At 37.2% G+C, this 26692-nt stretch carries 19 protein-coding genes; 13 read left to right on the plus strand and 6 right to left on the minus strand.

Going from position 1 to position 26692, the window contains the following annotated elements; genetic code table 11:
• Positions 1 to 85: 85 nt before the first annotated feature.
• Positions 86 to 877, plus strand: coding sequence for a mechanosensitive ion channel family protein (locus J5J03_RS19505; protein ID WP_208592037.1), 792 nt, complete (start codon positions 86 to 88; stop codon positions 875 to 877).
• 45 nt (positions 878 to 922) lie between these two features.
• Here the strand turns inward: J5J03_RS19505 and J5J03_RS19510 are convergent, their stop codons facing one another.
• A complete protein-coding gene (locus tag J5J03_RS19510) occupies positions 923 to 1279 on the minus strand; it encodes a DoxX family protein (RefSeq protein WP_208592038.1) in 357 nt (118 codons plus the stop codon).
• A gap of 249 nt (positions 1280 to 1528) precedes the next feature.
• Entirely contained in the window at positions 1529 to 2179 is a 651-nt protein-coding gene (locus J5J03_RS19515; protein ID WP_208592039.1) for an SDR family oxidoreductase, read from the minus strand.
• Between the two features lie 415 nt (positions 2180 to 2594).
• Here J5J03_RS19515 and J5J03_RS19520 point away from each other — a divergent pair, with 415 nt between their 5' ends.
• Positions 2595 to 4148, plus strand: a complete 1554-nt coding sequence (locus tag J5J03_RS19520) for a malate:quinone oxidoreductase (protein WP_269435858.1) — start codon at positions 2595 to 2597, stop codon at positions 4146 to 4148.
• A gap of 275 nt (positions 4149 to 4423) precedes the next feature.
• Here J5J03_RS19520 and J5J03_RS19525 read toward each other — a convergent pair whose 3' ends face one another.
• The gene (locus J5J03_RS19525) at positions 4424 to 8566 is read right to left on the minus strand and encodes an endo-1,4-beta-xylanase (RefSeq protein WP_208592041.1); all 4143 of its coding nucleotides are present in this window, start codon (positions 8564 to 8566) and stop codon (positions 4424 to 4426) included.
• 373 nt (positions 8567 to 8939) lie between these two features.
• Between J5J03_RS19525 and J5J03_RS19530 the strand changes: the two genes are divergently transcribed.
• Positions 8940 to 9665, plus strand: coding sequence for a response regulator transcription factor (locus J5J03_RS19530; protein WP_208592042.1), 726 nt, complete (start codon positions 8940 to 8942; stop codon positions 9663 to 9665).
• On the opposite strand, the gene J5J03_RS19535 is transcribed toward J5J03_RS19530, so the two are convergent.
• Positions 9662 to 9805 carry a hypothetical protein gene (locus tag J5J03_RS19535; protein ID WP_208592043.1) on the minus strand — a complete coding sequence of 48 codons (144 nt, stop codon included), beginning with the start codon at positions 9803 to 9805 and terminating at the stop codon, positions 9662 to 9664. The two genes, J5J03_RS19530 and J5J03_RS19535, sit on opposite strands and share 4 nt — an antisense overlap.
• Positions 9806 to 9914: 109 nt before the next feature.
• On the opposite strand from J5J03_RS19535, the gene J5J03_RS19540 reads away from it, so the two are divergent.
• The 9 genes from J5J03_RS19540 to J5J03_RS19580 all read left to right on the plus strand — a co-directional run bounded on the left by J5J03_RS19540 (position 9915) and on the right by J5J03_RS19580 (position 23331).
• Positions 9915 to 15122 (plus strand): ATP-binding sensor histidine kinase, encoded by a 5208-nt coding sequence (locus J5J03_RS19540; RefSeq protein ID WP_208592044.1) that lies wholly within the window; start codon positions 9915 to 9917, stop codon positions 15120 to 15122.
• Between the two features lie 87 nt (positions 15123 to 15209).
• Entirely contained in the window at positions 15210 to 15503 is a 294-nt protein-coding gene (locus J5J03_RS19545; RefSeq protein ID WP_208592045.1) for a hypothetical protein, read from the plus strand.
• Positions 15504 to 15890: 387 nt separating this feature from the next.
• Positions 15891 to 17054: a ParM/StbA family protein gene (locus tag J5J03_RS19550; protein WP_208592046.1), complete on the plus strand. Its 1164-nt coding sequence runs from the start codon at positions 15891 to 15893 to the stop codon at positions 17052 to 17054.
• A gap of 9 nt (positions 17055 to 17063) precedes the next feature.
• Positions 17064 to 17645, plus strand: coding sequence for a hypothetical protein (locus J5J03_RS19555; RefSeq protein ID WP_208592047.1), 582 nt, complete (start codon positions 17064 to 17066; stop codon positions 17643 to 17645).
• Between the two features lie 431 nt (positions 17646 to 18076).
• Positions 18077 to 19435, plus strand: a complete 1359-nt coding sequence (locus J5J03_RS19560; protein ID WP_208592048.1) for a YjiH family protein — start codon at positions 18077 to 18079, stop codon at positions 19433 to 19435.
• Between the two features lie 80 nt (positions 19436 to 19515).
• The gene (locus J5J03_RS19565; protein ID WP_208592049.1) at positions 19516 to 20700 is read left to right on the plus strand and encodes an aminotransferase-like domain-containing protein; all 1185 of its coding nucleotides are present in this window, start codon (positions 19516 to 19518) and stop codon (positions 20698 to 20700) included.
• Between the two features lie 52 nt (positions 20701 to 20752).
• Complete coding sequence (locus tag J5J03_RS19570; RefSeq protein ID WP_208592050.1) at positions 20753 to 21265, plus strand: acyl-CoA thioesterase; 513 nt, start codon at positions 20753 to 20755, stop codon at positions 21263 to 21265.
• Between the two features lie 212 nt (positions 21266 to 21477).
• Positions 21478 to 22053 (plus strand): Crp/Fnr family transcriptional regulator, encoded by a 576-nt coding sequence (locus J5J03_RS19575; protein ID WP_208592051.1) that lies wholly within the window; start codon positions 21478 to 21480, stop codon positions 22051 to 22053.
• 309 nt (positions 22054 to 22362) lie between these two features.
• Complete coding sequence (locus tag J5J03_RS19580) at positions 22363 to 23331, plus strand: NAD(P)-dependent alcohol dehydrogenase (RefSeq protein ID WP_208592052.1); 969 nt, start codon at positions 22363 to 22365, stop codon at positions 23329 to 23331.
• A gap of 122 nt (positions 23332 to 23453) precedes the next feature.
• On the opposite strand, the gene J5J03_RS19585 is transcribed toward J5J03_RS19580, so the two are convergent.
• Positions 23454 to 25088: a thioredoxin domain-containing protein gene (locus J5J03_RS19585; protein ID WP_208592053.1), complete on the minus strand. Its 1635-nt coding sequence runs from the start codon at positions 25086 to 25088 to the stop codon at positions 23454 to 23456.
• A 154-nt stretch (positions 25089 to 25242) separates the two neighbouring features.
• Here J5J03_RS19585 and J5J03_RS19590 point away from each other — a divergent pair, with 154 nt between their 5' ends.
• Positions 25243 to 25848 carry a TetR/AcrR family transcriptional regulator gene (locus tag J5J03_RS19590; RefSeq protein WP_208592054.1) on the plus strand — a complete coding sequence of 202 codons (606 nt, stop codon included), beginning with the start codon at positions 25243 to 25245 and terminating at the stop codon, positions 25846 to 25848.
• Positions 25849 to 25899: 51 nt separating this feature from the next.
• On the opposite strand, the gene J5J03_RS19595 is transcribed toward J5J03_RS19590, so the two are convergent.
• The gene (locus J5J03_RS19595) at positions 25900 to 26493 is read right to left on the minus strand and encodes a TetR/AcrR family transcriptional regulator (RefSeq protein WP_208592055.1); all 594 of its coding nucleotides are present in this window, start codon (positions 26491 to 26493) and stop codon (positions 25900 to 25902) included.
• Positions 26494 to 26692: the final 199 nt, after the last annotated feature.

Genomic DNA, 26692 nt, shown 5'->3' on the forward strand with positions numbered 1-26692 from the left:
TAAATAGTCATAAAGACTTTTATGTCATACGAATCATATTGTGGTATGATATTTTGGTAGTAAAAATGATAGAAAGGAAGATATGATGGATTGGATGACTTTAGTAGTAGATTATGGAACAAGACTAGTATTTGCCATTATAACATTAATTGTTGGGTTTCCTATTATTAAATTGATTACCAAAATAATAGGTAGCCGAATGGAAAAATCAAAATTAGATGAAAGTTTAAAGCCTTTCTTGTTATCCGTAATTAGTGCAATTCTAAAAGTTTTACTTGTTATAACTGTTATTGGAATATTAGAAGTCCCAATGGCTTCGTTTGTTGCAGTTATTGGTGCAGCAGGTTTAGCTGTAGGTCTAGCTTTCCAAGGTTCGTTAGCCAATTTCGCTGGAGGCGTTTTGTTACTTACGTTACGTCCTTTTCGTGTTGGAGACTATATTGAAGGGGGCGGATATGGCGGAACCGTTAAGGCGATTCAAATCTTGTATACAGAATTGATTACACCTGATAATAAAGTAATTTTTATTCCGAATGGAAGTTTATCTAATGCAGGAATTGTAAATTATTCTGTAAATAGCACCCGTCGAGTTGATTTTACTTTCGGCGTTGGGTATGAAGCAGATACGCAACATGTATTACAATCGTTAGAAAGTGTTGTGAACAGTCACTCAGCTGTTCTTCAAGACCCAGAACCGTTTATCCGTTTATCTTCACATGGTGATAGTGCAGTAGAATATACGGTAAGAGTTTGGGTGAACGCAGAGGATTACTGGGATGTCCATTTTGATATATTAGAACAAGTAAAGACGAAATTTGATCAAGAGAATATTTCAATTCCATATCCACAAATGGATGTCCATGTGACCAATCAGTAAATAAGTGAAGGCTGCCGGAATTTCTGGCAGCCTTTTAAGAATGCACTAGTGTTTCCAAAGAATATAGAGTAGGAAAAGCATGACAATATCTAATCTTGCTTCAAATGCAAACTCGAATAGACCGGACTCAAGGACAGGTACTTTAGTTAGAAAAATGGCGGCGACCATAATTCCAATTAATAGAATCGTTGCCTGTTTCACATAGTAATTAAAAATGATCAATCCAGCACACGCTAATTCGGAAATACCAATGATTAATACTGCTGCTTCAGGATAGGGAATACCATAATTAGCAAAAGCACCAGTAAAATCTGCGACAACTAATTTCATTAGAGCAGAAGCGATAAACACATAGCCAACTAGATATCGAATAAGTTGATGTGATGAAATATTCTTTAACATCAATAGCCCTCCTTATCAGTTGTTTATCTATATATATGCAAGATAGGAGACAAGCTATGCGAAATTTATTCATCTTAAAGTAATTATAAGTAAACAACAATCGACTCGTTTCTTGGTATTTTAAATTCAGTTACGGATTTTGCATAATATACTTGTGGGTTATACAGAGATGATGGTAGGAGGATTTAACTTGAAGAAAACAGGCCGATTTCACCAATGAGGTGAAATCGGCCTTGGAAATAGACATATTTAGATGGATTTAACCGCATCTTCAACAGGTGTATTCCCTGTCACAACTTGAAATCTCTTTCCAATCGTTGAGTCATTGTTCAAACTAGCTACAATCACCCGTGCAATGTCTTCTCGCGGAACTTGGCCTCTTTCCACTTTTTCAGCCAGTTCCACTTGGTTTTTGCCTGGATCATTGGTTAATCCACCAGGGTGAATAATCGTATAGTCTAAATCAGTGGATGTCAGCCATTCATCTGCATAATGCTTCGCAACCACATATGGTGCAAAACCCTCCGGAGCGGATTGGATTGCTTCACGACTGGTATCAAATGAACTGATCATTACGTAACGCTTCACATTAGCTTGCTTTGCTGCTTCAATAGTTTTAACAGCACCATCTAGATCGATCATAAGGGTTTTGTCTTTACCTGTATGTGGTCCAGAGCCTGCTGTGAATACCATCGCGTCTACTCCTTCTGCAGCTTTAGCAATTCCATCAATATCATCTTCAAGATCCACCAAAGCAACCTCAGCTCCTAAATCTTCAAAGTAAGCAGCTTGTTCTTCTTTGCGAATCATTGCCTTTGCTTCAAGATTATCTTCATCTTGGATGAATCTTACCAAGTGTTTTCCAATCTGGCCATTAGCACCTACAACTAATACTTTCATTTACTTCACCCTTTCCAATTTTCTATATGTTACATTTTAAAGCTTTAAGATAGAAAAGTTAAATATTTGATTTGCAGTCCTTTTTATCTCGGTGCTAACCGTCTGTCAGCCTTCCACTTCAAACTTTCAGTAAACACAAGGGTACGTGTAGGGATAGCAGACGCTAACACTCTGATCATAGTCTCACTTTATAAGTATTTGTTGTTACTTTAGAATTAAACAGATTTATTTCCAGGATGTTTGTGACATTATTCTTACTTTTTTTCCAACCTTAAATAGTTTATAATTATTAGATGATAGTAGAGATTTCAAAAAATATAATAGACTATAAATGGTTATCATTGGAAAGGACTGGGTTGTTCCTGAATAATGCCTTACTTTTTGTTACACCAAAGCAGGAGAGCCTACTCTTTTTTTGCAGTTTAGGGATCAGGAAAGGAAGGTTTTAATGAGCAACGTACAGAAAAAATCAGATGTTATTTTAATTGGTGCTGGAGTTATGAGTGCGACTTTGGGATCAATGTTAAAAGAATTAGCACCAGAATGGGATATAAAAGTATTTGAGAAGCTTGATAATGCTGGAGAAGAAAGCTCCAACGAATGGAATAATGCCGGTACTGGACATGCTGCGCTATGCGAGCTTAACTATACAACGGAAAAAGCCGATGGATCTATCGACACTACCAAAGCTGTAAGAGTTAATGAACAGTTTCAAGTTTCCAGACAGTTTTGGTCTTATCTAGTTAAAAGCAATCTGATTGAAAATCCACAAGATTTTATCATGCCAATACCCCATATGAGTTTAGTTCAAGGGGAAGAGAATGTAGCTTTTTTGCAAAAACGTTTTGAAGCGTTATCAAATATTCCACTTTTTCAAGATATGGAATTTTCTGATGATCCTGAGAAACTGAAGGAATGGATTCCACTTATTATGGAAGACCGTACACAAGATCAGCCAATTGCAGCAACCAAAATTGACTCAGGAACGGACGTAAACTTCGGTGCTTTAACACGTAAATTGTTCGACCACTTAGAGGAAACAGGCGTGGAAGTGAATTATAAGCATAGTGTGGAAGATATTAAAAGAACCAGTGATGGTTCCTGGGAAGTAAAGGTGCATGATCTTGCTAACGATAAATTAGAGTTCCATACTGCAAAGTTTATTTTTATTGGTGGGGGTGGTGGAAGTCTGCCTTTACTACAAAAAACTGGTATTCCAGAATCCAAAAATATTGGAGGCTTCCCGGTAAGCGGACTATTTATGGTATGTAACAATCCGGATGTCGTAGAGAAGCATCATGGAAAGGTATACGGTAAAGCTAAGGTAGGTGCCCCGCCAATGTCTGTCCCGCACCTTGATACCAGATTCATCGATAACAAAAAATCATTACTGTTTGGACCTTATGCTGGTTTCTCACCAAAATTTCTAAAAACCGGTTCTAATTTTGATTTGCTTGGTTCAGTCAAACCGAGTAATGTCTTAACCATGTTATCAGCAGGGGCAAAAGAGCTGGCATTAACGAAATATCTGATCCAACAAGTGCTGTCATCGAAAGAACAACGCATGGAAGAATTGCGTGAATTTATTCCGAATGCTAAAAGTGAGGACTGGGACATAGTCGTAGCTGGTCAACGTGTACAGGTTATTAAAGATACAGAAGCAGGCGGTAAAGGAACACTTCAATTTGGAACAGAAGTTGTCTGTGCTCAAGATGGCTCGATAGCCGCATTGCTCGGTGCATCTCCAGGTGCATCTACCGCAGTACAAGTTATGCTGGAGCTATTGCAAAGATGTTTCCCACAACATATAAAAGAATGGGAACCGAAAATAAAAGAAATGGTTCCATCCTATGGTGTGTCGTTAGCAGAAAATCCTGAAATGTTCCGGGAAATTCATACGGAAACAGAAGAGGCACTTGGGCTAACCGTCAATGGCCCGATTAACGGTGCAGAATCAAAAAGTAGTTAATTGAAAAATTTGAATGCCGGATTTCTTATGGAAATCACCGGCATTTTTCTTATACATTAATAAATTTGGAAAAGTTGCCAGAAAACTAGCTGAAGTTGCCAGTAAATCATAAAAAGTTGCCAGAAAACTAGCTGAAGTTGCCAGTAAATCATAAAAAGTTGCCAGAAAACCAGCCGAAGTTGCCAGTAAATCATAAAAGTTGCCAGAAAACTTAGCGGACTATGCGAGTAAATGAAATGGGGGACTGATGCTATTTCATCAGTCCCCCATTTCATTTACGCTTTTCTTCTCTTATTATAGAAGAGGAAGATTCCACCAACAAATAGGATAATGAATCCTGCTAGGAAATAATTAAATGTGCTAGTAGCGGTATCAGGCAATTCATTTTCTTCATTAGCGTCTCCCTCAGTTTTCTCCTTGTTTCCACTGGTTTCCTCTTCGTTTTCTATCTCAAATATGGCAAAAGTACTGAAGTGATCCGTTTCTGCTGTCACTACTCCATCTTTGTATTCTCCACCGATGAGTTCCCATTTCTCCGTATCTGTGTTCCAGTAGAACAATTTTACATGGTTAGGGTCTTTTATTTTGTCTTGATTAACTTTAAATGAAAGAGTAACCTCCGAATCAAACTGACTGATTTCTTCGTCACCTTGGAAAATGGTAAAGTCATAGACTGTGCTTAACGCATCTTCTATATCTTTCATTTTTTTGATGTCAAAATCGACAGCTTGATCTCCATTAGTAAATATGGGGGCTGGCAATTGGATGGTTACATCTTTCATGTTAATGGTGATGCTAGCATTTTGTTGCTTTAACTGTTTCACTTGATCACTAGTAAATGAAACAGTGATAGAAGAGTCATGATTTCTTAGATTGATGACTAACTCGTCTTCTTGTTTCACCTGATTAATATCTTCGTCATGAATCGTTGCTTGTTTGTCTTCGACTACTGGTTTGATTACGACTTGTTTTGGTTTTTCAGGTTTTGGATTATCAGAACCTGGCTTTTCTGGATCTTCTGGGTCAGGTGTAGGGCCTCTTGCATCTTCCAATGTTAAAATACCGAATACGGATGTATCTTGATATCCGGCTCCAGTTGTGTCGTTCCATGTTGCAACACTTTCACGGGCGCCGTCTTTTGCGTCATTAATTTGTACATCAAAACCAATCTTCGTCGTATCAGCAGGACTAATCGTTTTAAAAGGTATCTTTACTTCTACGGTGTAACCATCATTTGAAACCTCAGTTGCCGATTCAAATCCACTAGCAATGCTTTCCGGGTTGAAGGAGGTTTCATTGTTAAAGTTCACTCTATATTGTCCGTCTCCATCTTCATAGAACGATGTCTTAGCGTTGTTTTCATCCACAAATACTTCAATGGAATCTTGTTCCCATGCATTTTCGTTTGTATCGTCAAGATCCGAGTCACTTACTTGAACCAAAACATACAGGTTTTCGTCATCCCACAAAGCCTTTGCTGTTCCGTTTGCTCCTTGCCAAGCCATTTGATAACGATTAACTGGCAACTCTGTTGCATCGTTCCAAACATTATCTATTGACCCATCGATTTCAGGAGTTCCAAATGAAGCTATAGAATGATTCGCTTCTGGTTCCTCTACCTCGTGTTCAGCAATAAATGTATCAGGGTCGATCACAGCATAGTATGCTGGTTTTGCTTGCAAGTTTCTATTAAACAATAATGGACTTTGTTCTGCTCTCCAGCTTGTCGCATCGTTCAGCCCCCAGAATGTAATCCGTGAGATATGTTCCGCATGTTCTTTATAGATTTGGAATAATTGTGCATATAGATAACCTTGTGCAATTGCTTGTTGTTCTGTTAGCTCATTGTCACTTCCAGCCGTGATGTCAAGCTCTGTCACACCAACTTCGACGCCGAGAGAAATAAACTTTTCTAATGAGCGTCTTACATTTTCTGGATTGGTGTTTAAATTGTAGTGTCCTTGCATGCCAATACCATCAATAAGCAATTCGCCGTTATTTTCTGCTGCATATTCCTCATTAATTTCTTTCACCATCTGGTAAATGGCTTCTGCTTTGTTTTGATTGTCATCATTGTAATCATTGTAATAAAGCTTAATATCCCAGCCATTTTCATCAATGACTTCTTTTGCTGCACGGAAGGATTGTTCTACATAATCCTCACCGATAGCATGATACCAACCTGATTGACGTAGAGATGCTTTCCAATCTGACGGATTTGGCGGGTTATCAATCATTGCTTCATTGACCACATCCCAAGAAATAACGTCATCCCCGAAGTGTTCGACTGTTGTTTGGACATGATTTCTTAAATTTGCAAGTGCTTCTTCCCGACTTAACGGATTACCGTTTTCGTCAGAATGCAACCATTCATCTGATTGTTGGTGCCAAACAAGCACGTGACCATGTACGTCAAAATCTTCTTCTAATGCTCTTTCGACAAGCGCATCTTCTGCTTCGAAATCAAATTCTCGATCATCGTTATAAGCATAACCTGGTTTCATGGCATTTTCTGCTGTAACGAGGTTATGATGCATTTGAAGTAGCTCAAGTCTAGTGCCTTCGAATTCTCCGGAAGAAACTGCATTTCCAATTAAGAAATCATCTTCGTATACATCTTTGATCGGAGTTAAGTCTTTTTCCACTGCGACATCGTCAGAACCCGTCGGCTCAAATGTTATATCATCAATATAGAATGAAGCTGTACTGTTATTGGAGCTTTCTACATAGATGGATAAATATTCACCACCAACACTGTCATAGCGATAAGTCCCTTCTAATTGCACCCAACCGTCTGCTGTTGTGATCGTCTCTTCGTGTAGGTTGTTGTAATTAGTACCATCTCCGTCACCTACTTGAGTAGACAATTGTAACTGAGAACTATCCGGTGAGATCAACTTAACCCAAGCAGAGATTCGGTATTCTTTACCTTGGTCTACAAACTCTTCTACACGTAAGGATGGACCATGCCAGTTTTCAGATCGGTTTTCTACTTTTAACGCGAAAGTTCCATCTTCTGTATGGTTTGCTTCATCGGTTACGGTTAGAACTTCCTCTTCACCTCTAGCCTCAAAACCGCCAGTAGTCTCATCTTCAAATGTAATAGGTGTGAACTCTTTAGCAGCTGGTCTGTCTTCATCTGGCTTATCATTATCATCGGATGATTGTTCTGTAATAACAATTTCACCAACATAAAACGGAACAGTCGCCCCTTCAGCACTAGATTGAACTCTTAAGCTTGTATCTGATTCGGTATTAACCGTGAATTCTCCATTCAATGTGAAGCTTTCCCCAGCAACGAAATCGATATTGGATAGCCAAGTATAACTATCGACAGTAGAAAGAACTGCTTGTGCCCCGTTAGAAATAGATTCGTCACGATCAACATAACCAGTGACAGTAGCTGTATAGGTCTTGCCATCTTCTAAACCAAGTTCGTCAAAAGAAAAATCTACTGCATCGTAATCATTACTACGGTTGCTTACGTATAAAGCAGTACCATCATCATTTCCTTCAAACGCTTTATCTGTCACGGTAGTAAGACTAGCTTCACCAGATTGTCTTGCTAGACCTTGCCCATCTGCAAAGGATTCCTGGTAAACGATTTCTTCTGGGTGTTCGTCTTGTTCTTCGACAGGGGTTGGCGCCGGACCACCAACCCAATTCGCAATTTCCTCTAAAGTCGTATCCATCATGACATAATGACGTCCCATTGCATAATCTCCATCATTAGGATAGCCTACTTTAAATGCATACTTCATGCCTTGTTCTTCATTTGCTTTTTTTGCCTCGTCGTTATAGCTACCATATGGGTAAGCCATAAGCGTAGGATCTTGACCGGTAATACTTTTTAGATAAGTGTTAGCTTCAGCAATTTGATGTTCAGCATCTTCTTTTGTGATCATACTATTACTGCCATCATCATTTCCCCATACAGCTTCATTGTGATCGAAGCTATGGTTTTGAATACTAACATTAGGTTTATCCGCTAAACTAAGTAATTGTTCTTCGGACATGCTGTAGTCATCATCAATCCAATCAGAGATAACAAATAGAACAGCATTCATATTAAAATCGTCTAGGATAGGAAGTGTATTGTTGATAAAATCTGGAGTTGCATCATCAAAGGTTAACAAAATTGGATTTTCAGGAGCATCCTCTTCTCCTTCCATGATGCTAATATATTGCTCTGCGGTAAGGGTATTATAACCATTGTCATGGAGATATTTCATCGTCTTTTCAAACTTATCAGTGCTAGTGTCCGTCCATTCTTCGGTGGGATTTTCAACGACACGGTGATAGAGAAGAACCGGAATATCTTCAGTCGCCGCTTCTGCAACTGGTGTAATCCAACCAGATGGGATGACCAAAATCGTTACGAGAAATAATGAAATAAGTCTTTTAAAATGCCTGTTCATATTTTGAATTCCTCCATATCAAAATTTATAACAAATAATAAAACGCTTACAAAATGATGGTAAACCTCCTTCCCAACTAACATTGTAGCTTGTTTATGGGAAATCTTTAACCATAAAAGTTAAAGGTAATTCTTTAAAAATTAAACATATTTTTATTATAGTGATTTTCAAAGTTAGATAGTATATTTTCCCTATAGAATTAATGGAAAAAATGGTAATAAATATATTATAAGTGTTGTTCTCAGCAAAACCTTTGGTATACTAATAGAAAAGTACCATTTTAAGGTAGCTTATATTACCCAAAAGTACTAATGATATATGCGGGTATGGCGAGCAGAAAAAAATCGAAAGTTTAAGTGAGGGGGATGAATGGTTGGCTAGTGAAAAGATTTTAATCGTAGACGATGATGCAGATATGCGTAACATACTGGAATTATATTTGAAAGAAAATGGTTATCGAGTGTTGTCTGCTGAAGATGGGATAGAAGCGCTGGCAATGGTCGAACGGGAAACGCCGGATTTAATTATTTTAGACGTAATGATGCCTAAATTAGACGGATATGAGCTTTGCCAGGAAATAAGGAAAATAATAGATATACCTATTATTTTCCTTAGCTCCAAACAAGGTGATATGGATAAGATTTTGGGATTAGGTGTTGGTGGTGATGATTTTATTGAGAAAACGACCAGTTCACCAGTATTAATCGCTAAAATAAAGGCCCATTTACGTCGGTATCGGAAGCTGTCGTATCCTGACAAGCAAAATGAAAAGCTGGAGAAAGAGTCAAATATAATTGAATACCCAGGCTTAGAAATTAATCTTGACAGTGCTGTTGTGAAGTTAAATAACAAATCATTGCGCTTATCGGCAAAGGAGTTTCAAATTTTATGTTTGTTAGCGCAGAATCCTGAAAGAGTATTCAGTGTAGAGAAATTGTTTGAGTTGATCTGGGATGAAACTAGTTTAGGAGATTATCGGACAGTGATGGTACATATTAGTAATCTAAGAAAAAAGTTAGAAACGAATACTAATCAACCTAAATATATCGAAACAGTCCGCGGGATTGGTTATAAATTTAATCGAATCGGAGAACCTTAATCGATCTTCTTCTTTTCTCGTAAAAATTGTTTTACTTCTTGTACAGTAAATCCATTTTGTTTGGCGAAAGCTAGTAGTATCAACCATTCCTTATCTACTTCCTGTTTATTCTGATGATTTTGTTTCTTTGTATCTTGCATATGTATCCCCCTTTCGTACTCGTCATCCAAAGTATAAGGATCGATTTTAAAAAAGAGCTAAAATTTGGTTAAAAATAACTTAAAATTTCAAAAAATAGGATGATAGATGATGAAAAAATTATCAAGTTATCAACTACATGATACGATTATTGCTTCAAATTCATGGATATTATATAAAGCCGTTTCCAACCTCAGTGGGGAAGAAGTTTTGATCAAGACTATCTATAATAAAGTACACCCTCAATCAAAAGCTGAATTAATTCATGAGTATTATATGCTATCTGATACAGAACTTTATGGAGTTCTTAAACCAGTGGTCATAGAGAAAAGTAAAGAACAACCTTATTTGGTGATGGAGTTTTTTGAAGGACAACGTTTAACAGACTGGTTAAGAGGTAATCAAGTCTTTGATATCAGCAAATTTCTGAAAATCGCGAGTAAGTTAACTACCATCCTTGCATCTGTTCATCAAAACAATATTATTCATAAATCGATTCAACCAGATCATATTTTATACGACCCAGATAGTGATCAATTAAAATTAACAGGCTTTCATCAGTCGACGATGCTTTCCAGAGAAATGCCGCAAGCCGACTTAACACCTTATCAGATTGAAGAAGTTAGTTATGTATCTCCTGAGCAAACGGGTAGAATGAATCGACCAATTGATTATCGTTCCGATTTATATTCGTTAGGTGTTTTGTTCTATCAAATAGCAACTGGACGTCTTCCATTTCAAGCGAAGGACCCGGTTGAAGTGATTCATGCACATCTGGCGCAAACGGCGATTCATCCTCATGAAGTTAATCCAACAATACCTGAAAATATATCTAATATCATTATGAAATTACTTGCTAAAATGCCGGAACAGAGGTATCAAAGTACTTACGGATTAAAAAAAGATCTAGAAAAATATTCACATGCTTTTTATTCAAATAATCACTTAGATTTATTTGCATTAGGAGAGCATGATGCAAGCCCTATGCTTGAGAAGCCAAATAAACTTTATGGCAGAGATGGTGAACTGAAGGAGCTAATTAGCAAGTTCGAGCATGTACAACATGGCAAGCCTGCACTAGTACTTCTACCAGGTCCGTCTGGAATAGGGAAGACGGCATTGGTTCATAAACTACATCGCCCATTATTAAACAAACAAGGATATTTTATTACTGGTAAGTTTGTTCAATATCAGAAGCATATCCCTTACGCACCAATTATTGAAGCTTTTCGATCTTTAATAAGGCAAATCTTATCGGAGGATGCGGAAAGCATTCAAAAGTGGAGAGAAAAACTGAATCATTCACTAGCCAATAATTCTTGGGTGATCGCGAATTTTATCCCCGAAATAGAATGGTTGATTGGGAAGCAGCAAGAAGGATCTGACCTACCACCGCAAGGCGTGCATAACCGTTTCATGTTAGCGGTTAGAAAGTTCGTTGAGGTGTTTGCTACGGAGAACCATCCACTTGTATTGTTTATTGATGATTTACAATGGGCAGATAGTGCGTCTATTGATTTAATGAAGCATCTCCTAACAAATCCAGATAAAAGAAATTTACTAATTATCGGCGCTTATCGTGATAATGAAGTGTCGATTGGACATCCGTTTGAGGTATTCGTCAATCAAATTAATCAAACAGAAGTACAGGTATCTACTATTCCTGTCCATCCCTTAGCAAAAGCCCATATCGAAAAGTGGGTAGAGGAAATCCTTGCTCTTGAAGCAAGTGATGCCGAACCATTGGTTGAGTTCATTTATCGTATTACAAAAGGAAATCCTTTTTTTATTATTCAGTTATTACAATTGTTGAATCAAGAGAAAATGATCCATTTTGATTTAAACACAGCGACTTGGCAAATTAACCTTAGCACATTGAAACAGATTCCGATGAAAGATTCCATGATTGATTTTATTATGAAGCAGATCAATACGTTACGAGCGGAAACGAAAAAGCTACTACAATTGGCTGCTTGTATAGGAAGTCAGTTTAATCTTAAATTATTGGCAACAATTGCTGGGAAGAACTATGTAACAACAGCTAATCAATTATGGAATGGATTAGAAGAAGGGGTTATCCTGCCGATGGATGCCCGTTATAAATGGGTCTATCCAAATGAAAATGAACAGCTACTAGACGAAAACCCACCAAATTACCGGTTTTTACACGATAAGATTCAACAAGCACTTTATACATCGATGTCTACAGAAGAGCGCGAGCAAAGTCATTTATTGATCGCAGAAGAATTAATTAGTCATTTGACAACTGAAGAAATGGAGGAACACATCTTTTCGATTGTGAACCATTTAAATCTCTGTCAATCTCGGCTAACTAAAGGTCAACACAGCGATTTAATCAAATGGAATCGAATGGCTGGCGAACAAGCAAAGCGTGCAGCAGCATTTAAATCAGCATTAACATTTTATCAGAATGCTTTTCAATTATTACCTCCGGATAAGTGGGAGAGTGATTATGAGGAGACGTATTCTGTTATGGTGGGATACGGCGAATCATTGTACCTTAATCAGTTTTTTGATGAAGCAGAAGACGTTTTTGAAGAAACATTACTAAAAGCAAAAACATCACAAGAGAAGTTGTATATTTACAATTTAAAAATAACATTGTACACCCATATACATGAGGTGAAACAAGCGACCTATTCAGGGCTTGATGGTTTGCGGTTATATGGTATTGAATTAAAGGATAACCCGAATAAAGCGCTGGTAGCAAAGGAATATTTGTTAACAAAGCTTGCTTTAGCGAACAAACGGGAAGAAGATTTACTCAAGCTCCCTCCCGTAACAGATGAAGATCAAAAGCTAATTATGCGAACCCTTATTAACTCCAATGCGCCGGCTTATCATTTTGATCAAAATTTAGCAACGATTTTGATGCTGCGAGCGCTCCGTTTAATCTTGAAATATGGTGATATGGATCTAGCAGCACTTGTTTACAACAATTATGCACTGACACTAAGTGCAGGGTTTGGTGATTACCAAGGAAGCTATCAGTTTGGAAAGCTTGCGATTCAACATGTAGAAAGATCTGGAGATCATGCCTTACAAGCACGTGTGTACTTTGTGTTTGGCTCTTTTGTTAACCATTGGATAAAGCCTATCCGCTATAGTTTAGAATTTTTAGAGAAATCACAGCAGCTTTGTATCGAATCAGGTAATTTGCATTTAGCTGGTGCTACTGGTGCATTCATTGGCTTGACGCAGTATCTTAAGGGAGATAACTTAGAACAGGTTAAGGAAGGAATCGAAAGACAGTTAACATTTGCAAAGAAACATGAATATGCGATTTCTAATGATTATTTAAGTGAATTATCGGATTGGATTGCTGCGCTGTCCTCACCTGATAAAGACCCTATATGGAAGTTTTCCGACTTTACAGATGATAAGTCAGCAGCAATCATTCATAAAACGACTCGTTTACAGATGACTTATCTATTCAACCGACGCTCTATCGCAATGTCACTAATGGGTGAACTGGAGCCACTCGTGGATAACACGATGGTATTAATCGTTGCTCCCGAATACTTTTTGTACCATTCATTATGGCTTGTAAAGTTAATCGAAAATGTCGAGATAACAAGAAGAAGTGGTTTGAGCAAGTTAAGATCTAACTTGAAGAAACTTAAAAAATGGGCAAAGCACTCTCCAACTAATTATTTGCACAAGTATTTATTAATTCGTGCGGAATATCAAAAACTTATTGGAGGTGATAGCCAAGCAATAGATAACTATCATCAAGCAATAGAAAATGCTGAAGAAAATGGGTTCCTTCAAGATGTAGCGATCGCCAATCACTGTGCGGCAAACTTTTATCTAGCAAAACAGTTCCCGAAAACCGCCAAGTCCTATGTGACAGAAGCGTATAACGGTTATATGAATTGGGGAGCAGTGCATATCGCAGAACAAATCAAGCAGACATATCCAGATTTGTTACTACAAATCAACACAAGTCACACCAATAACTACAATACGAAGGATAGTTTAGATACAAAAGCAGTTTTTGAAGCGGCTCGGGTCATTTCAAGTGAAGTAGTATTAAATCAGTTAATTAGTCGATTAATGGATATAGTTTTAACTTATGCTGGAGCAGAGCATGTATCTTTTCTGTTACTTGAAGAAAATAAACTCGAAATAATGGCTTATAATCATACGAACGGAGATGTTGAAATATATAAGCAGCCACAACCATTAGAAAGTCATGCTCGTGTATCATCAGCGATCGTTCATTATGTAGTGAATAGCAGGGAAGCGGTTGTGTTAGATCATGCAGTAGAACAGGGGCCGTTTATTGAAAATCGCTATATCCAAGAAACACAAGCAAAATCGGTTTTGTGTCTTCCGATTGTTAATCAAGATAGACTTGTAGCTGTTTTGTATATGGAAAACAATCAATCTACACATGTTTTTACTCATGAGCGATTAAGTTTATTAACATTTATTACATCACAAGCGGCAGTGTCGATTGTTAATGCTTATCTTTATGCCGATTTAGAAGAAAAGGTCCGTAAACGAACAGCATTATTAAATGAAACCAATCAACAATTAACGGAGGTCAACCAGCAGTTGAACAATTCTAAAGAGAAAATGAAGCATTTGCTCTCAAATGTATCACATGACCTGCAGTCACCAGTTGCGGTCGTTCAAGGTTATGTCAGTGCATTATTAGATGGATTAGTCGATGATCCTGTAAAACAAACGGAATATTTACAAATCATAAAAAATAGAATGGACGGTTTGAATAAGCTTATTAAGGATTTATTTGACTTATCAAAACTGGAATCAGGAAACATGAATTTTACAATGGAAGCCATTCCTGTCGATCAATTATACGATCATTTCTGTAATATGTTCACATTAGAAATTCGACAGGCTGGTCTTGAGTTTGACCAGCGAATGGAGGTAGATGTTATCGATGAATATCCATTAGTAGAAGTAGATGTGTCGCGACTGGAGCAAGTCATGACGAATTTAGTTTCCAATGCCATTAAACATACCGATATAGGTGCAATTGAAATAGCTTTAACTATTTCTGATGCAAAGGAGGTTATTTTCGCTGTGAAAGATGAAGGGGCCGGAATCTCCAAATCGGATATTCCCTATGTATTTGACCGGTATTATACCAAGAGTAGGGGGCAAGGAAATGGACTGGGTCTTGCTATTAGCGAAGAAATTATTCTTTGTCATAATGGTCGCTTATGGGTCGAAAGTAAGGAGCAGAAAGGGACAACTTTTTATTTTGCTTTACCGATTTTTTCTGATCAGATATATCAACCACTAGAGAAGGAAGAGACAAGATCATAAGGTAATCTATTATTTCTCCAACTTATGAGTATTTCTCAGCTTTTTGCAAAAAGTAAAAGAAGTACTGTGAATAGGGAGGAATTAAACATGCCGATACAAAACGGACATGAAATGGAACAGCTTTCTAAAATTTCTTATGACTTAGAAGAAGCAACTCGTGATGCGAGAAATTCAGCTGATATCGAAGTAATTAAAGATCTGCAACAACAGCTACAAGAAGTACAAGGACAAATTCAAGAAGCTCGCGGCAAAGCGATCAATGGAAGTGGTACCTCGACGGAACCGCTATTTCATGCTCAACTACGTGTAGAAGAATGTCAGCACGAATTAAAAAGAGCACTTACAAACCTTGAAGCTTTTGAAGATAATGTATCACCTTAACGTTACTAAATGGTACCTCTTTCGTTTTTGAAAACACATGTTAAATAGCATTGAAAAAGACCACTTTAATGAAAAATGTGGTCTTTTTCGTTCCTCATCATATTAGGTCCTTTCCATTTTTCTTTACATAAACATTTCAGTTTACAAGTGTACAAATTGTAAACGTTAAGTATGCAAACACATTTGCATGTTTACAAAGTTGTTTACAAGTTGGTGTAACAACGTGTGTGCGTCAATGTAAACAACGTAAACAATTTTGTATACACATTACAACTTGTTTCATTGAAATTACAGTTATATATCTTTTTGCTCCAACTCATTGATGACAGTAATCATCTGCAATATCCTTTTTAGAAGAATAGATTTTAAAAAAAGGATGATTATAAAATGAGTCAATCAAGAATTGCAGCAGTTGATGTAGGAAATGATTCAGTGAAAGCGATATTTGGTGAGTTGGATCAGGAGCTCAACGTACCGAATATTATTGCCAGAGATATAGAAGACCGTCCTGTCATCGGCATAGAAGAATTAGATCAAAAAGATCCTTTGGAAGGCATACATATTCGCGTGCACTCCCCTGCACTCCAGGAAAACAATGCGATTTATCGTGTAGGGCACTTAGCGTCCAAAACAAGTAATTCGACAGAGCTTGACCCAGGAAGCAGTAAATCACAGGAAGATCAAACGTTAATTATGCTTTTTGCCTCAATCGCTTTAGATGCAGCGAAAGGAAATAAACAGGGTTCTAATCAAGTGATTGATGCGAATTACATATTAGGAACAGGATTACCACTTCGAGAAGTGAAGGAAGGAAAAGATGCAGGGTATCGTTCGAAGCTGCTCGGATCGGTTCACCAGGTAGAATTTTTAGTGACACCGAAATATCAAGGGATTAAAGTAAATATCAAATTTGATGAGGTTAAGGTGTATCCAGAAGGTTTTGCTGCTTATATAAACCTGGTAATGGATCATGATCTAAAAATCATTAATAAGGATTTAATCGATAAACGAATTCTTATTCAAGATATCGGCGGTTTGTCTACTGATGTCGCAGTAATCAAGAATCGAACGGTTGACGATGATAAAGCACAAGGCTTTAATCTAGGAGTGTCCGAATCGCTTGAAAACATTCGTGAGGAAATTTTCAGTAACCATGGAGTCGAACTGGACAGCCGTCGCGATGTCGTTGAAATTATCACGCGAAATAACGATCGCAACCATATTATGGTCAAAGGAAGCAGGACAAGTGTACATGATATTACCGACCGAATTTTGTTAGAGCTAGCGAAAAAGCAATATCGCTTATTAAGAAACGTCTGGCAAAAAAATTCGCAAACAGAAATCTGCTATTTCGTTGGTGGAGGTTCCAATGTTTTGAAAGAGTATATCAAAACACTTAACAATAATTTAGATGGCTATAACATTGAATTTTTCGAGGATGAAAAGGAAAGTATTTGGATGATGGCCAATGCGTATTATAAGCTCATTTCTGAATTCACAAAAAAAGCTGAGAAGCCAAAGGAAGAGAAAAAGCCAGCGAAAAAGTCTTAAGGTGATGACATGAAAAAATCAACAAACCAAATCAAAAGAGGCCAAACGATTTCGTTTCGAATCCCTTCAGATACACCAGATTATCTTCTGAAGGAAATACAAAGGCTGAAGGAAACAGAACGACGAAATTTTTCGAGTAAAATGGCTGAATTGGTGTTAAAAGGGATTAATGAAACAAGCTCGAAGGAAAGGGAAACCATTACGATTCCGCTTCCGGGCAGTTTAAACAAGGCACAACGAAATTGGTTGAAGCATGAACATTCAGAAGCATTGTTAGGCAGTATTGTTTACCATCTATTAAATGATCCGGTAAGAGCTACTGCTTTACTGGCTTCACTGAATAGCAGTTCTACAGATATTGATGAAGCATTATATTTACAAGAGGAATTACCGGAAGAACCTAATGAAGATGGATTACAGGATGTTAGTGAGACAGAAAAGGAACATGATCCATTAGATGATGATTTAGATTCGTTTGACTGGGAAGAAGCTGTAAAAGAGAATCGAGAATTGGAAGAAGAGGAAAAAGAGTCAGAAGAAGCAGATCTTGATGATTTGCTTGGAGATTTCTTAAATAAAATGAATAAATAATTTGGCGAAATCGTCTAGCTCTTATAACACAGATTGTTATAAGAGCTTTTTTTGTTAAGAAAAGAAAGTCTAAAGTTTGCGGGTAACCACCTTACCTTCAAGCAATTCTGCTACAGTTTTTTTAACTTTCTAAAATCAGTCTCTCTTGATATTTCTAGCCATGGGCAAGCTAGTAACTGAATAGTATTCGTTTGAGACAAATCACTCTATTAGGGTGATTGTTTCAGCTATTTTTTGATAGGATAGATTTTCGTTTTCTTCAATCCATAAGTGGAAGTTAATTACTAATAAGTGAAATATTATATAAAAACAGCTTCCAATATGATAAAGTAAATAGGAAGGATAGGTTATTGCATAAATATACAAAAAAATGATATATTATAACTTGCTAAAAATAACGGAAACAACAAAGAAAAAATGGAGAGAACATCATGAAATCAGAACAACAACAATTTACAACAAGTCAATATACAAAATTTTGGCTACCATCTCTGATTGGGGTGTTATTATTCCTCGTCCCGATTTCAGTAGGTGGTAAGGTAACAATTGGGTTAGGCGTGTTAGCAGATGGGTTACAAGCACTGTTAGCAGATTATATCCCGCTCATCATGACAATCATTTTATGTTTGTCTTCTATTGGTAGTTTAATAGTAAAAGGTATAAATTTGCGGATTTTAAAGAATAATTCTTTTTTGGATAGTTTATTTAATATCCCGCCACTATGGATAGCTTTACGACTTATCGGTGCCATATTCGCCATCATGACATTAGCAGAAATCGGCCCAGAATTTATTTGGTCGATGGCAACGGGTGGAACAGTATTATTTGATCTGATTCCGGTGTTAATGGTCTGGTTCCTATTTGCATGTCTCTTTATGCCGCTGTTGTTACAGTTTGGTTTAATGGATTTTATCGGTACCATCGTAAGAAAAATTATGCACCCTTTATTCAAGCTGCCAGGTCGTTCTTCGATTGATGCTTTAGCATCATGGATGGGGAGTGGAACAGTAGGGGTATTATTAACTACACAGCAATATGAATCAGGTTATTATACGAAACGAGAAGCAGCAGTAGTAGCAACTAACTTCTCGATTGCATCGATTGCATTCAGCTTGGTCATTGCTAGATTTTTAAGCATTGATCATATGTTTGTTCCATTTTATATAACTGTCATTGTGGCAGGTGTTGTAGCAGCAATTATCGTACCGCGCATTCCGCCATTATCCCTCAAAAAGGATACCTACTATGAAGCTGCTGGTAAACAAATAAATGAAGTTGTGCCAGAAGGTGTATCCAGTTTTAAATGGGGTGTACAAAAAGCAGTAGAAAAAGCGGATCAAGTGAAAAGTTATCGTGGTGTTATCAAAAGCGGTGTATTGAATGTGGTTGATATCTGGTTTGCTTTAATTCCATTGGTGATGGCGTTAGGTACTATCGCACTGATTATTGCCGAGAAGACACCTATTTTTAACTATTTATCTTATCCATTTATTCCGTTCTTGCAATTATTGCAACTACCAGAGGCAGAGGCTGCTGCTCCGGCAATGATTGTTGGTTTTGCGGACATGTTCTTGCCTGCAGTAGTTGGTAGTGGAATTGAGTCTGAATTAACCCGTTTTGTGATTGGGGTTATGTCACTTGCTCAATTAATTTACATGTCAGAGATAGGTATTTTGCTATTAAAATCAAAAATTCCGATTTCGTTTTTCCAATTATTTATTATCTTCTTACAAAGAACGATTATTACGTTGCCAGTCGCGGCATTAATGGCACACCTTTTATTCTTTTAAATAATCGGTCATAATATAAATAAGAAGCATTGGTGCTTACCAATGCTTCTTATTGTCTCAAGGAAAGGTGAATGATCATCATGAGTATCGAAAATTTCTTTTCGGAAAACATAAAGAATGCATTAAAAAACGCCCCACCAGGTGAATGGATGCCGAATATACCAGACAATTGTATTCGTCTTAGTTCAGGGTTTCCAGCACCTGACCTTGTACCCGTTAATGAGGTGAAAGACGCGGTTGTTCAATTACTGAAACAAGAAAAGGATTTACCACTGCATTATCTTGGTACGCCGAAGATGGATACACTAAAGGAGCAAATTCAAGCTAGGTTGTCAGATCGTGGTATGCGAGTTGCAGATGAAGCACTTCTAGTTACAGCTGGTGCATGTCAGGCAATTGATTTAATTGCTCGAGTTTTTGTAGATGAGCAAACAGTTGTGGCAGTAGAAGCACCGACATATATGGAAGCACTAGAAGTATTCCAAAATTATACAAGTCAATTTATTAGTATCCCAATCGATGAACAGGGACTTCAGACAAAAGAATTAGAAAGAGTATTGGCAGAAAGGAAAGAGCAAGGTCTCCCGCTACCGAAAATAGTATATACGATCCCGACTTTTCAAAATCCAACCGGAACAACGATGACAGCAGAACGTCGGAAGCATATTTTGGAGCTAGCTTCTCAGTATGACTTCCTTATTTTAGAGGACGATGCCTATGGTGAATTACATTTCGATAAACCGCCTGTAACGTTAAAAGCAATGGATCATGAAAATCGTGTCCTACATGTTGGTTCTTTATCCAAAGTGGTAGCGCCAGGTTTACGAATTGGCTGGGTAGCTGCAACAGAGGAAATAATCACTTCCCTTTATTGGTTTAAAAAAGATTTAGATCATCCTTTTGCACAAGCGATTATGGCTACATATCTGGGAAATAATAATTTTGATAATAGACTTAATACGTTACGAATATCCTATCAAGAGAGGTGCGATGCGTTACTTGCTGCATTAAAAAAATATATGCCAAAGTTCGTCACCTGGTATGTTCCGGAGGGAGGTTACTTCGTATGGATCAAGGTGGCTGGTGTTGATACTTCGAGACTATTACAACAAGCACAAGATCAAGGGGTGTCCTTTTTGCCAGGGAAATATTTTTTCTTAAATGAACGAGATGGCAAAGAATGGCTTCGTCTTTCCTTTAGTTATAGTGATAAGAAGGAAATAACGAAAGGGATCGAGATGTTGGGGGAAGTTATTAATAAATAGCCCGTTATGGAGAAACAATGATCAATAAAAAATAGCGAAAAAAGGTGATAGTATGGAAGATACTTATATTAATGAAACCCTTGCTGTGAAAGTTGGCCATGTATTCCCACCCGATACGAATAACCATGGAACACTTTTTGGTGGGAAATTAATGAGTTATATTGATGATATTGCATCGATTTCTGCAATGAGGCATTCGAGGAGTCCTGTCGTAACTGCTTCAACTGACTCTGTCGACTTTTTGGCACCTATTCGCACAGGTGAGTCTGTTTGTTTAGAGTCGATTGTTACTTGGACAGGAACGAGCTCTATGGAGGTGTTTGTCAAAGTTTTGGCTGAAAATCTGATTACAGGGGAGCGTAAAATTGCTGCGAATGCTTTTTTAACTTTTGTTGCCGTGAATGAAGAAGGTAAACCAGTTCCTGTTCCAAATGTTATTCCTGTAACAGAGGAAGAGAAATATTTGCACGAAACAGCAAAAGAACGAGTGGAAGCTAGAAAAAAACGAAGAAATGCTAGCAAAGAGTTAGCACATGTTATTCAAAAGGGCAAACCCTGGAAATAGAAAAATTCGACGGAAGCTTTCTAAACCATAAGTGAGGGACACTTCGCCTTCAAACCATTCAACTAATATACATCTTCGGCTTGACTGAGACCATTGGCTAACAACGGCACTGTTAGCCAATGGTCATTTATATATCTATTTTGGTGTTTGGGCATTTGCTGACATGTAATATAATTTGAATAGGAACTATATAGGGGAGGAAGTGACGCAAAATGAAAGATGTCCTGTACAAGTATATGAGTAAGTTTACAGACCTTACACTAGAAGAACAAAAGGTTATTGTAGAAGATATATGTGTTAAAGATTACAAAAAAGGTACTGTTCTTCTTAAACAAGGTGAAATTCCTAGCAAGTGTTATTTTGTGTTAAAAGGATGCATTAGGCAATTCTCGATCGATGAGATGGGGAAAGAGATCACCTCCAATTTTTATACGGAAGAACAATCGATTATCATGTTTCATCAATCACATCATGAAAGCTTATCACCATATACTTATTCGTGTTTAGAAAATACTGTATTGGTAGTATGTGATGCGGAAACGGAGAATACCATGTATGATCAATATTTAAAATTGGAAACGATGATACGCAAAATGACAGAGGAGAACTTAATACAGGTCCAAGATGACTTTGCGGCATTTATCGCTTCTACACCTGAAGAACGTTATAAAGCATTATTACGAAAGCAACCGGATTTATTCGATCGTGTACCACAACATCAGTTGGCAAGTTATCTCGGTATTACTCCAGAGTCATTCAGCAGAATTAAAAAGCGACTTTCTGAATGAAATAACTAATAAGGGATGACACAACTTTCATTAATTGGTTTTAAGAAAATATAAAGTTCCCATGCACCTTTACAAGGCTTTCAAGAGAAAGGTAGCGAGAGTCATGATAAAAAAGCAATATCCCTGTCTTAAAGTGGTATTTCGTTGATTGCTCGATTTACATTCCTAGTATTCTTTCTTTACTCTATTTGTACAACATAAAAACATAAGTTAGCAAGGATTTCGCTCATTATTAACTTAAGTCAATGATTCATTACATAAGTATTGGTATAAATAAGAGAGGTGATTAGTTCAAAGAGGAGGATGACAATGAAAGCAATCGTACAAAATCAATACGGTTCACCGGATGAATTAGAACTAAAAGAGGTAACAAAGCCTAAGCCTATGAGTAATGAAGTATTAGTGAAAGTACGTGCAGCATCTTTGAATTTTGGAGACTTCGTACTTTTGAAAGGGAAGCCCTACCTTTCCCGACTAGCTTTTGGGCTTTTTAAACCAAATCACAATATTCCGGGAGGGGATGTAGCAGGTCAAGTGGAAGCTGTTGGTGAAGATGTCCAAAAATTCCACCCAGGGGATGAGGTGTTCGGAGATCTTTCTCATTTCAGCTGGGGCGCTTTTGCAGAGTATGTTGCGGTGAATGAAAAAGCGTTAGCACTTAAACCAGCTAATTTATCCTTTGAAGAAGCAGCAGCAGTCCCTATGGCTGCCACCACGGCTTTGCAAGGTTTGCGAGATAAAGGAAATATCGAATACAGGAAAAAGGTTTTAATTAATGGTGCTTCTGGTGGAGTAGGAACTTTCGCAGTTCAAATTGCTAAAGCATACGGTGCAGAAGTAACAGGTGTATGTAGTACTAGAAATCTAAACATTCTCAAGTCCCTAGGAGCTGATCATATGATTGATTATACGGTGAAAAATTTCACAAAAGAATCGAATAAATATGATTTGATCGTAGCCGTAAATGGATATCATCCAATATTAGCTTATAAACGATCTTTAAAACCAAATGGAATTTATGTTATGATTGGTGGTTCTGGATCCCAAATGGCACAAGCTATCGTATTAGGTCCATGGATTTCAATGACAAGTAAAAAGAAAATGGTAAATCTATTACAAAAGCCTGATCAACAAGATTTAATATTTATCAAAAAGTTTATTGAAGAGGGGAAGTTAAAGCCTATTATCGATAGGAATTTTACATTGGATGAATTACCAGAAGCATTCAAGTACTTTGAAAAGGGGAATGCACAAGGAAAAGTAGTGGTTACTATTTGATTTTTATTAAAAAACATATGATATCCGTTTATTTGTCAGGTGTAAGATGAAGGAGGAAAACGTTGCAATGATTAACCAACGTTTTCCTTCTTCATAGGAGTTGAGTGCATTTTCGTAAAAAATTACGGAAGTGGAAAACGCGTTGATACCAGATCTCTATTTAACTCAATTTTGTCTATAAAATCAGAAATTTTCTGATCCTGTGGCCATTGTATGATAGCGGTGAATCGTTGAACTAGTGAGGCAATACCACAAACAACAAAAAGTTCAATACATGTACTAGCGTTAAAGTGATCTATAACCGGCTTGATAAATCGACGAGGTGTAATAAGAGGCATCTGGGCTGATAAATAAGCTAATTGTAAAGCAGCACGCTCTTCATCAGTAAATAATGTCTCCTCTCCTCCACGATTGCTAGCAATAGCAAAAGCATGTTTAATTCGCTTTATTGTCTTTAACTTATCATTTGATACAAAATGTGCCATAAATGCTTCTGATTCCGCTAATTTAATGTGTTGTTTTTCAATATGTGAGACATAAGCCATTAAATGCTTGATTTCTTCGGTTAATGGACTGCCTTCTTGTTGTGTCATTATTTCAGAGTAGAAATTGGTGTGTAAAGGGCGTAAATGGTTTGGAAAAGCTGGAATCCAAGGAGGTATAACACCAAATCTTTGCTGGTTATAAGCGGAGTAGTCTCCAACATCTGCTTCATATTTTTTCATTATTTCGGCGATGCTAGGTCCTCCAACTGGCAAATCATGTGCCAAATTATTAGGGTTGAGTTCGCTCGTTACAGCATGCCTTCCTTCATCAATATTTAGACGCTGTTTTGCAGAGACAGCCCATGCCCCTTCTATTTCCATGCCGACAAGGTCATTAAAAACATTTAGAAATCCAAATGCTGCACTTACTAGGGCTACAGACATAATTTGTTCATTCAAGTTAGAGGTGTCATGTTCGGAGTCAGCGGCAATGCGACGTAAACGGTCAAGATAGTGTGGAGGTACTTTGTTAAGGGATGACATGCTTGCTAAGTCAGCTAATGATACCCAGTATTCGTCAAATGGGTTGTTGGAATTATATTGACCAATGCGAGCAAGTCGCAATTGTTCTATGGCACTCATAGATGATTCTCCCATTGTGGCAACACTATGCACTTGGCAATAATTACACCCATGGGCATTTGATGTTGCATAACCAACAGCACACAGCATATCGGTACCGAGTATATCCTTTGCGGTTTGGATAGTAGGCATATTATGACAGTATACAAAACGTTTATATACCTCCTGCCAATGATGCAAATAAACAAAAGTGTTAGGCCAGAAGCCAAAGAAATCTTTATAAAAATGTAAAATTGGCCATTGTTCAGGATCCCCACTTTTCGTTCCGTCACTCTCAGGGATATGGTTCATAAATTTAACGTCTTCTGCGCCACGAGCCAATTCTTCAGAAGTGTATGCATCTACATTCAATTTGGGTTTATGACGGACGGAATGCATAATATCACGTAAATGACGTGTTTCCCACAGTTTTTTCAATTCGTCCGTACTACCAATAGGATAATCTCCAACAAATATTTGGGGTATAGTTGCTTTTCCACTGAAGAAAGTCACAGCGCTCTCGTAATGGGAATCTTCTACATCCAACCTAGTAAAGTAAAGAGAGCCTGCATCACGTAAGATTGATTTTGCTAGCTCAGATTCTAGATGATCCTTTCTGATAAACAAAGTAATGTAAGACTGATTTTTCAAGTTCTTCTCATCCTTTCTAATATCATTTTTGTTAAAACGGAATTTTTATTCCGTTTTAATTGTATATCGGTAGCTGTTCACATGTCAACCAAAAAAGGAATCAATCTTCCGTTTTTGATATAATAAATAGGAATAGAGTAAAGGTGGGATTATCATGAATTCTAATGATAAAGAAACTAACCAAATACATTTATCAGTCCCTTCTGCTAGAAAGGACGCAAATCAGAATGTGACAAGGATTATGGCGGCTGCTAAATCTGTTTTTAAGGAAAAGGGTGCAGAAGCAAAAGTTGAAGAGATTGCAGCTAAGGCGGAGATTGGTGTCGGCACAGTGTATAGAAGGTTTATCAATAAAGAAAGATTAATATGGGCTGTAGGAATGGATGTTATTAAAGAGATTAGGGAGAAGCAGTTATTAGATGTTAATCTTCCAGTACCGGCAGATCAGAAAATCTGTTTGATTCTAGAGGAATTTTTATTATTACATCGTAAATACGGTAAGCTTCATGAGATGCTTCTTCAATTATCAGAAGAGACTGAGTTTGGAGAGGAAATAAAACAAACGCTAACAGATGTGATACAGGTGGCAATAAAAGAAGGTCAAGAGCAAGGGATTTTTCGAAAACAGGATCCTGTGGTTTTAGAGGCATATATTCTTCACCTTGTTAATCCAAAGTTGATTTCTACACTTCGATATCATATACCAGTAGAGGAGATTCCGAAGACTATTTCAAAGTTTGTTTTAAAAGGGTTATCATAGCAACCCTTTTAAAACTTTCTATATCTTGAATAAACCATTATCTTGAACTTTTTACTTTCCTATTGTTGAATTAATCGGACCACGTCTTTCTAAAACTGTTAATTGTTTAGCCATATAATGAGGAGAATACTTCATTCCGCTTTGCACCCAATACTTTATTAGACCGATACTTGCAGAGGACACATAATGAACAATAATATCTTGTGGTATCTCCATGCTGCTTTTGTCTGGAACGAGCATGTCTAATGTATCCGAAATAAAATGTTCAATTGATTTGGTCATTCGATCCTGGAATAAAGAAGCCCCATTTTCTCCAAGCATAATGTTGAAAAACTTTCGGTGATCATAAACAAATTGGAAAAGATTTAGATAAACAACACTTGTTTCCTGTTTATGTGTAATTAAATCTTCTCTTTTTTTAGGTTCGACGGTTTCGATGAAATGTTGTAACATCTCTTTTATTGTCTGTTCTAGTAAATCATATTTATCATGATAATGTTGATAGAACGTTACTCGATTTACTTCTGCTTTTTCTGCAAGATTTCCAATCGTGATTGCATCAAATCCTTTCTCATCAATCAACTCCAGTAAAGCATTTTTAAGAAAACTTTTGGTTTTTTTCACTCGTGGGTCTATTTTTTTCATTACATGATCCCGCCCTTTTGTTATTTAAATAATATAAAAGTTTACAAAGCTAAAATATCTGTTGTTTTAACTACATTATGTGAAGAATCATCTATTGCTGGAACCATTATTATGGCGCTATAATTTAATTATACAACATGTTGTAGTATAAATGCTTGTGATCTAAGGAAAATAGTCAATGGCCATTTTGTATTAATTC

Source organism: Gracilibacillus suaedae, assembly GCF_017599345.1.
Taxonomy (GTDB): Bacteria; Bacillota; Bacilli; order Bacillales; family Amphibacillaceae; genus Gracilibacillus; species Gracilibacillus suaedae.

Coding starts and splice junctions, on each gene's coding strand:
- J5J03_RS19505 (WP_208592037.1), top strand. CDS start 86: ATGGATTGGATGACTTTAGTAGTAGATTATGGAACAAGACTAGTATTT.
- J5J03_RS19510 (WP_208592038.1), bottom strand. CDS start 1,279: ATGTTAAAGAATATTTCATCACATCAACTTATTCGATATCTAGTTGGC.
- J5J03_RS19515 (WP_208592039.1), bottom strand. CDS start 2,179: ATGAAAGTATTAGTTGTAGGTGCTAATGGCCAGATTGGAAAACACTTG.
- J5J03_RS19525 (WP_208592041.1), bottom strand. CDS start 8,566: ATGAACAGGCATTTTAAAAGACTTATTTCATTATTTCTCGTAACGATT.
- J5J03_RS19535 (WP_208592043.1), bottom strand. CDS start 9,805: ATGCAAGATACAAAGAAACAAAATCATCAGAATAAACAGGAAGTAGAT.
- J5J03_RS19540 (WP_208592044.1), top strand. CDS start 9,915: ATGAAAAAATTATCAAGTTATCAACTACATGATACGATTATTGCTTCA.
- J5J03_RS19545 (WP_208592045.1), top strand. CDS start 15,210: ATGCCGATACAAAACGGACATGAAATGGAACAGCTTTCTAAAATTTCT.
- J5J03_RS19550 (WP_208592046.1), top strand. CDS start 15,891: ATGAGTCAATCAAGAATTGCAGCAGTTGATGTAGGAAATGATTCAGTG.
- J5J03_RS19555 (WP_208592047.1), top strand. CDS start 17,064: ATGAAAAAATCAACAAACCAAATCAAAAGAGGCCAAACGATTTCGTTT.
- J5J03_RS19560 (WP_208592048.1), top strand. CDS start 18,077: ATGAAATCAGAACAACAACAATTTACAACAAGTCAATATACAAAATTT.
- J5J03_RS19565 (WP_208592049.1), top strand. CDS start 19,516: ATGAGTATCGAAAATTTCTTTTCGGAAAACATAAAGAATGCATTAAAA.
- J5J03_RS19570 (WP_208592050.1), top strand. CDS start 20,753: ATGGAAGATACTTATATTAATGAAACCCTTGCTGTGAAAGTTGGCCAT.
- J5J03_RS19575 (WP_208592051.1), top strand. CDS start 21,478: ATGAAAGATGTCCTGTACAAGTATATGAGTAAGTTTACAGACCTTACA.
- J5J03_RS19580 (WP_208592052.1), top strand. CDS start 22,363: ATGAAAGCAATCGTACAAAATCAATACGGTTCACCGGATGAATTAGAA.
- J5J03_RS19590 (WP_208592054.1), top strand. CDS start 25,243: ATGAATTCTAATGATAAAGAAACTAACCAAATACATTTATCAGTCCCT.
- J5J03_RS19595 (WP_208592055.1), bottom strand. CDS start 26,493: ATGAAAAAAATAGACCCACGAGTGAAAAAAACCAAAAGTTTTCTTAAA.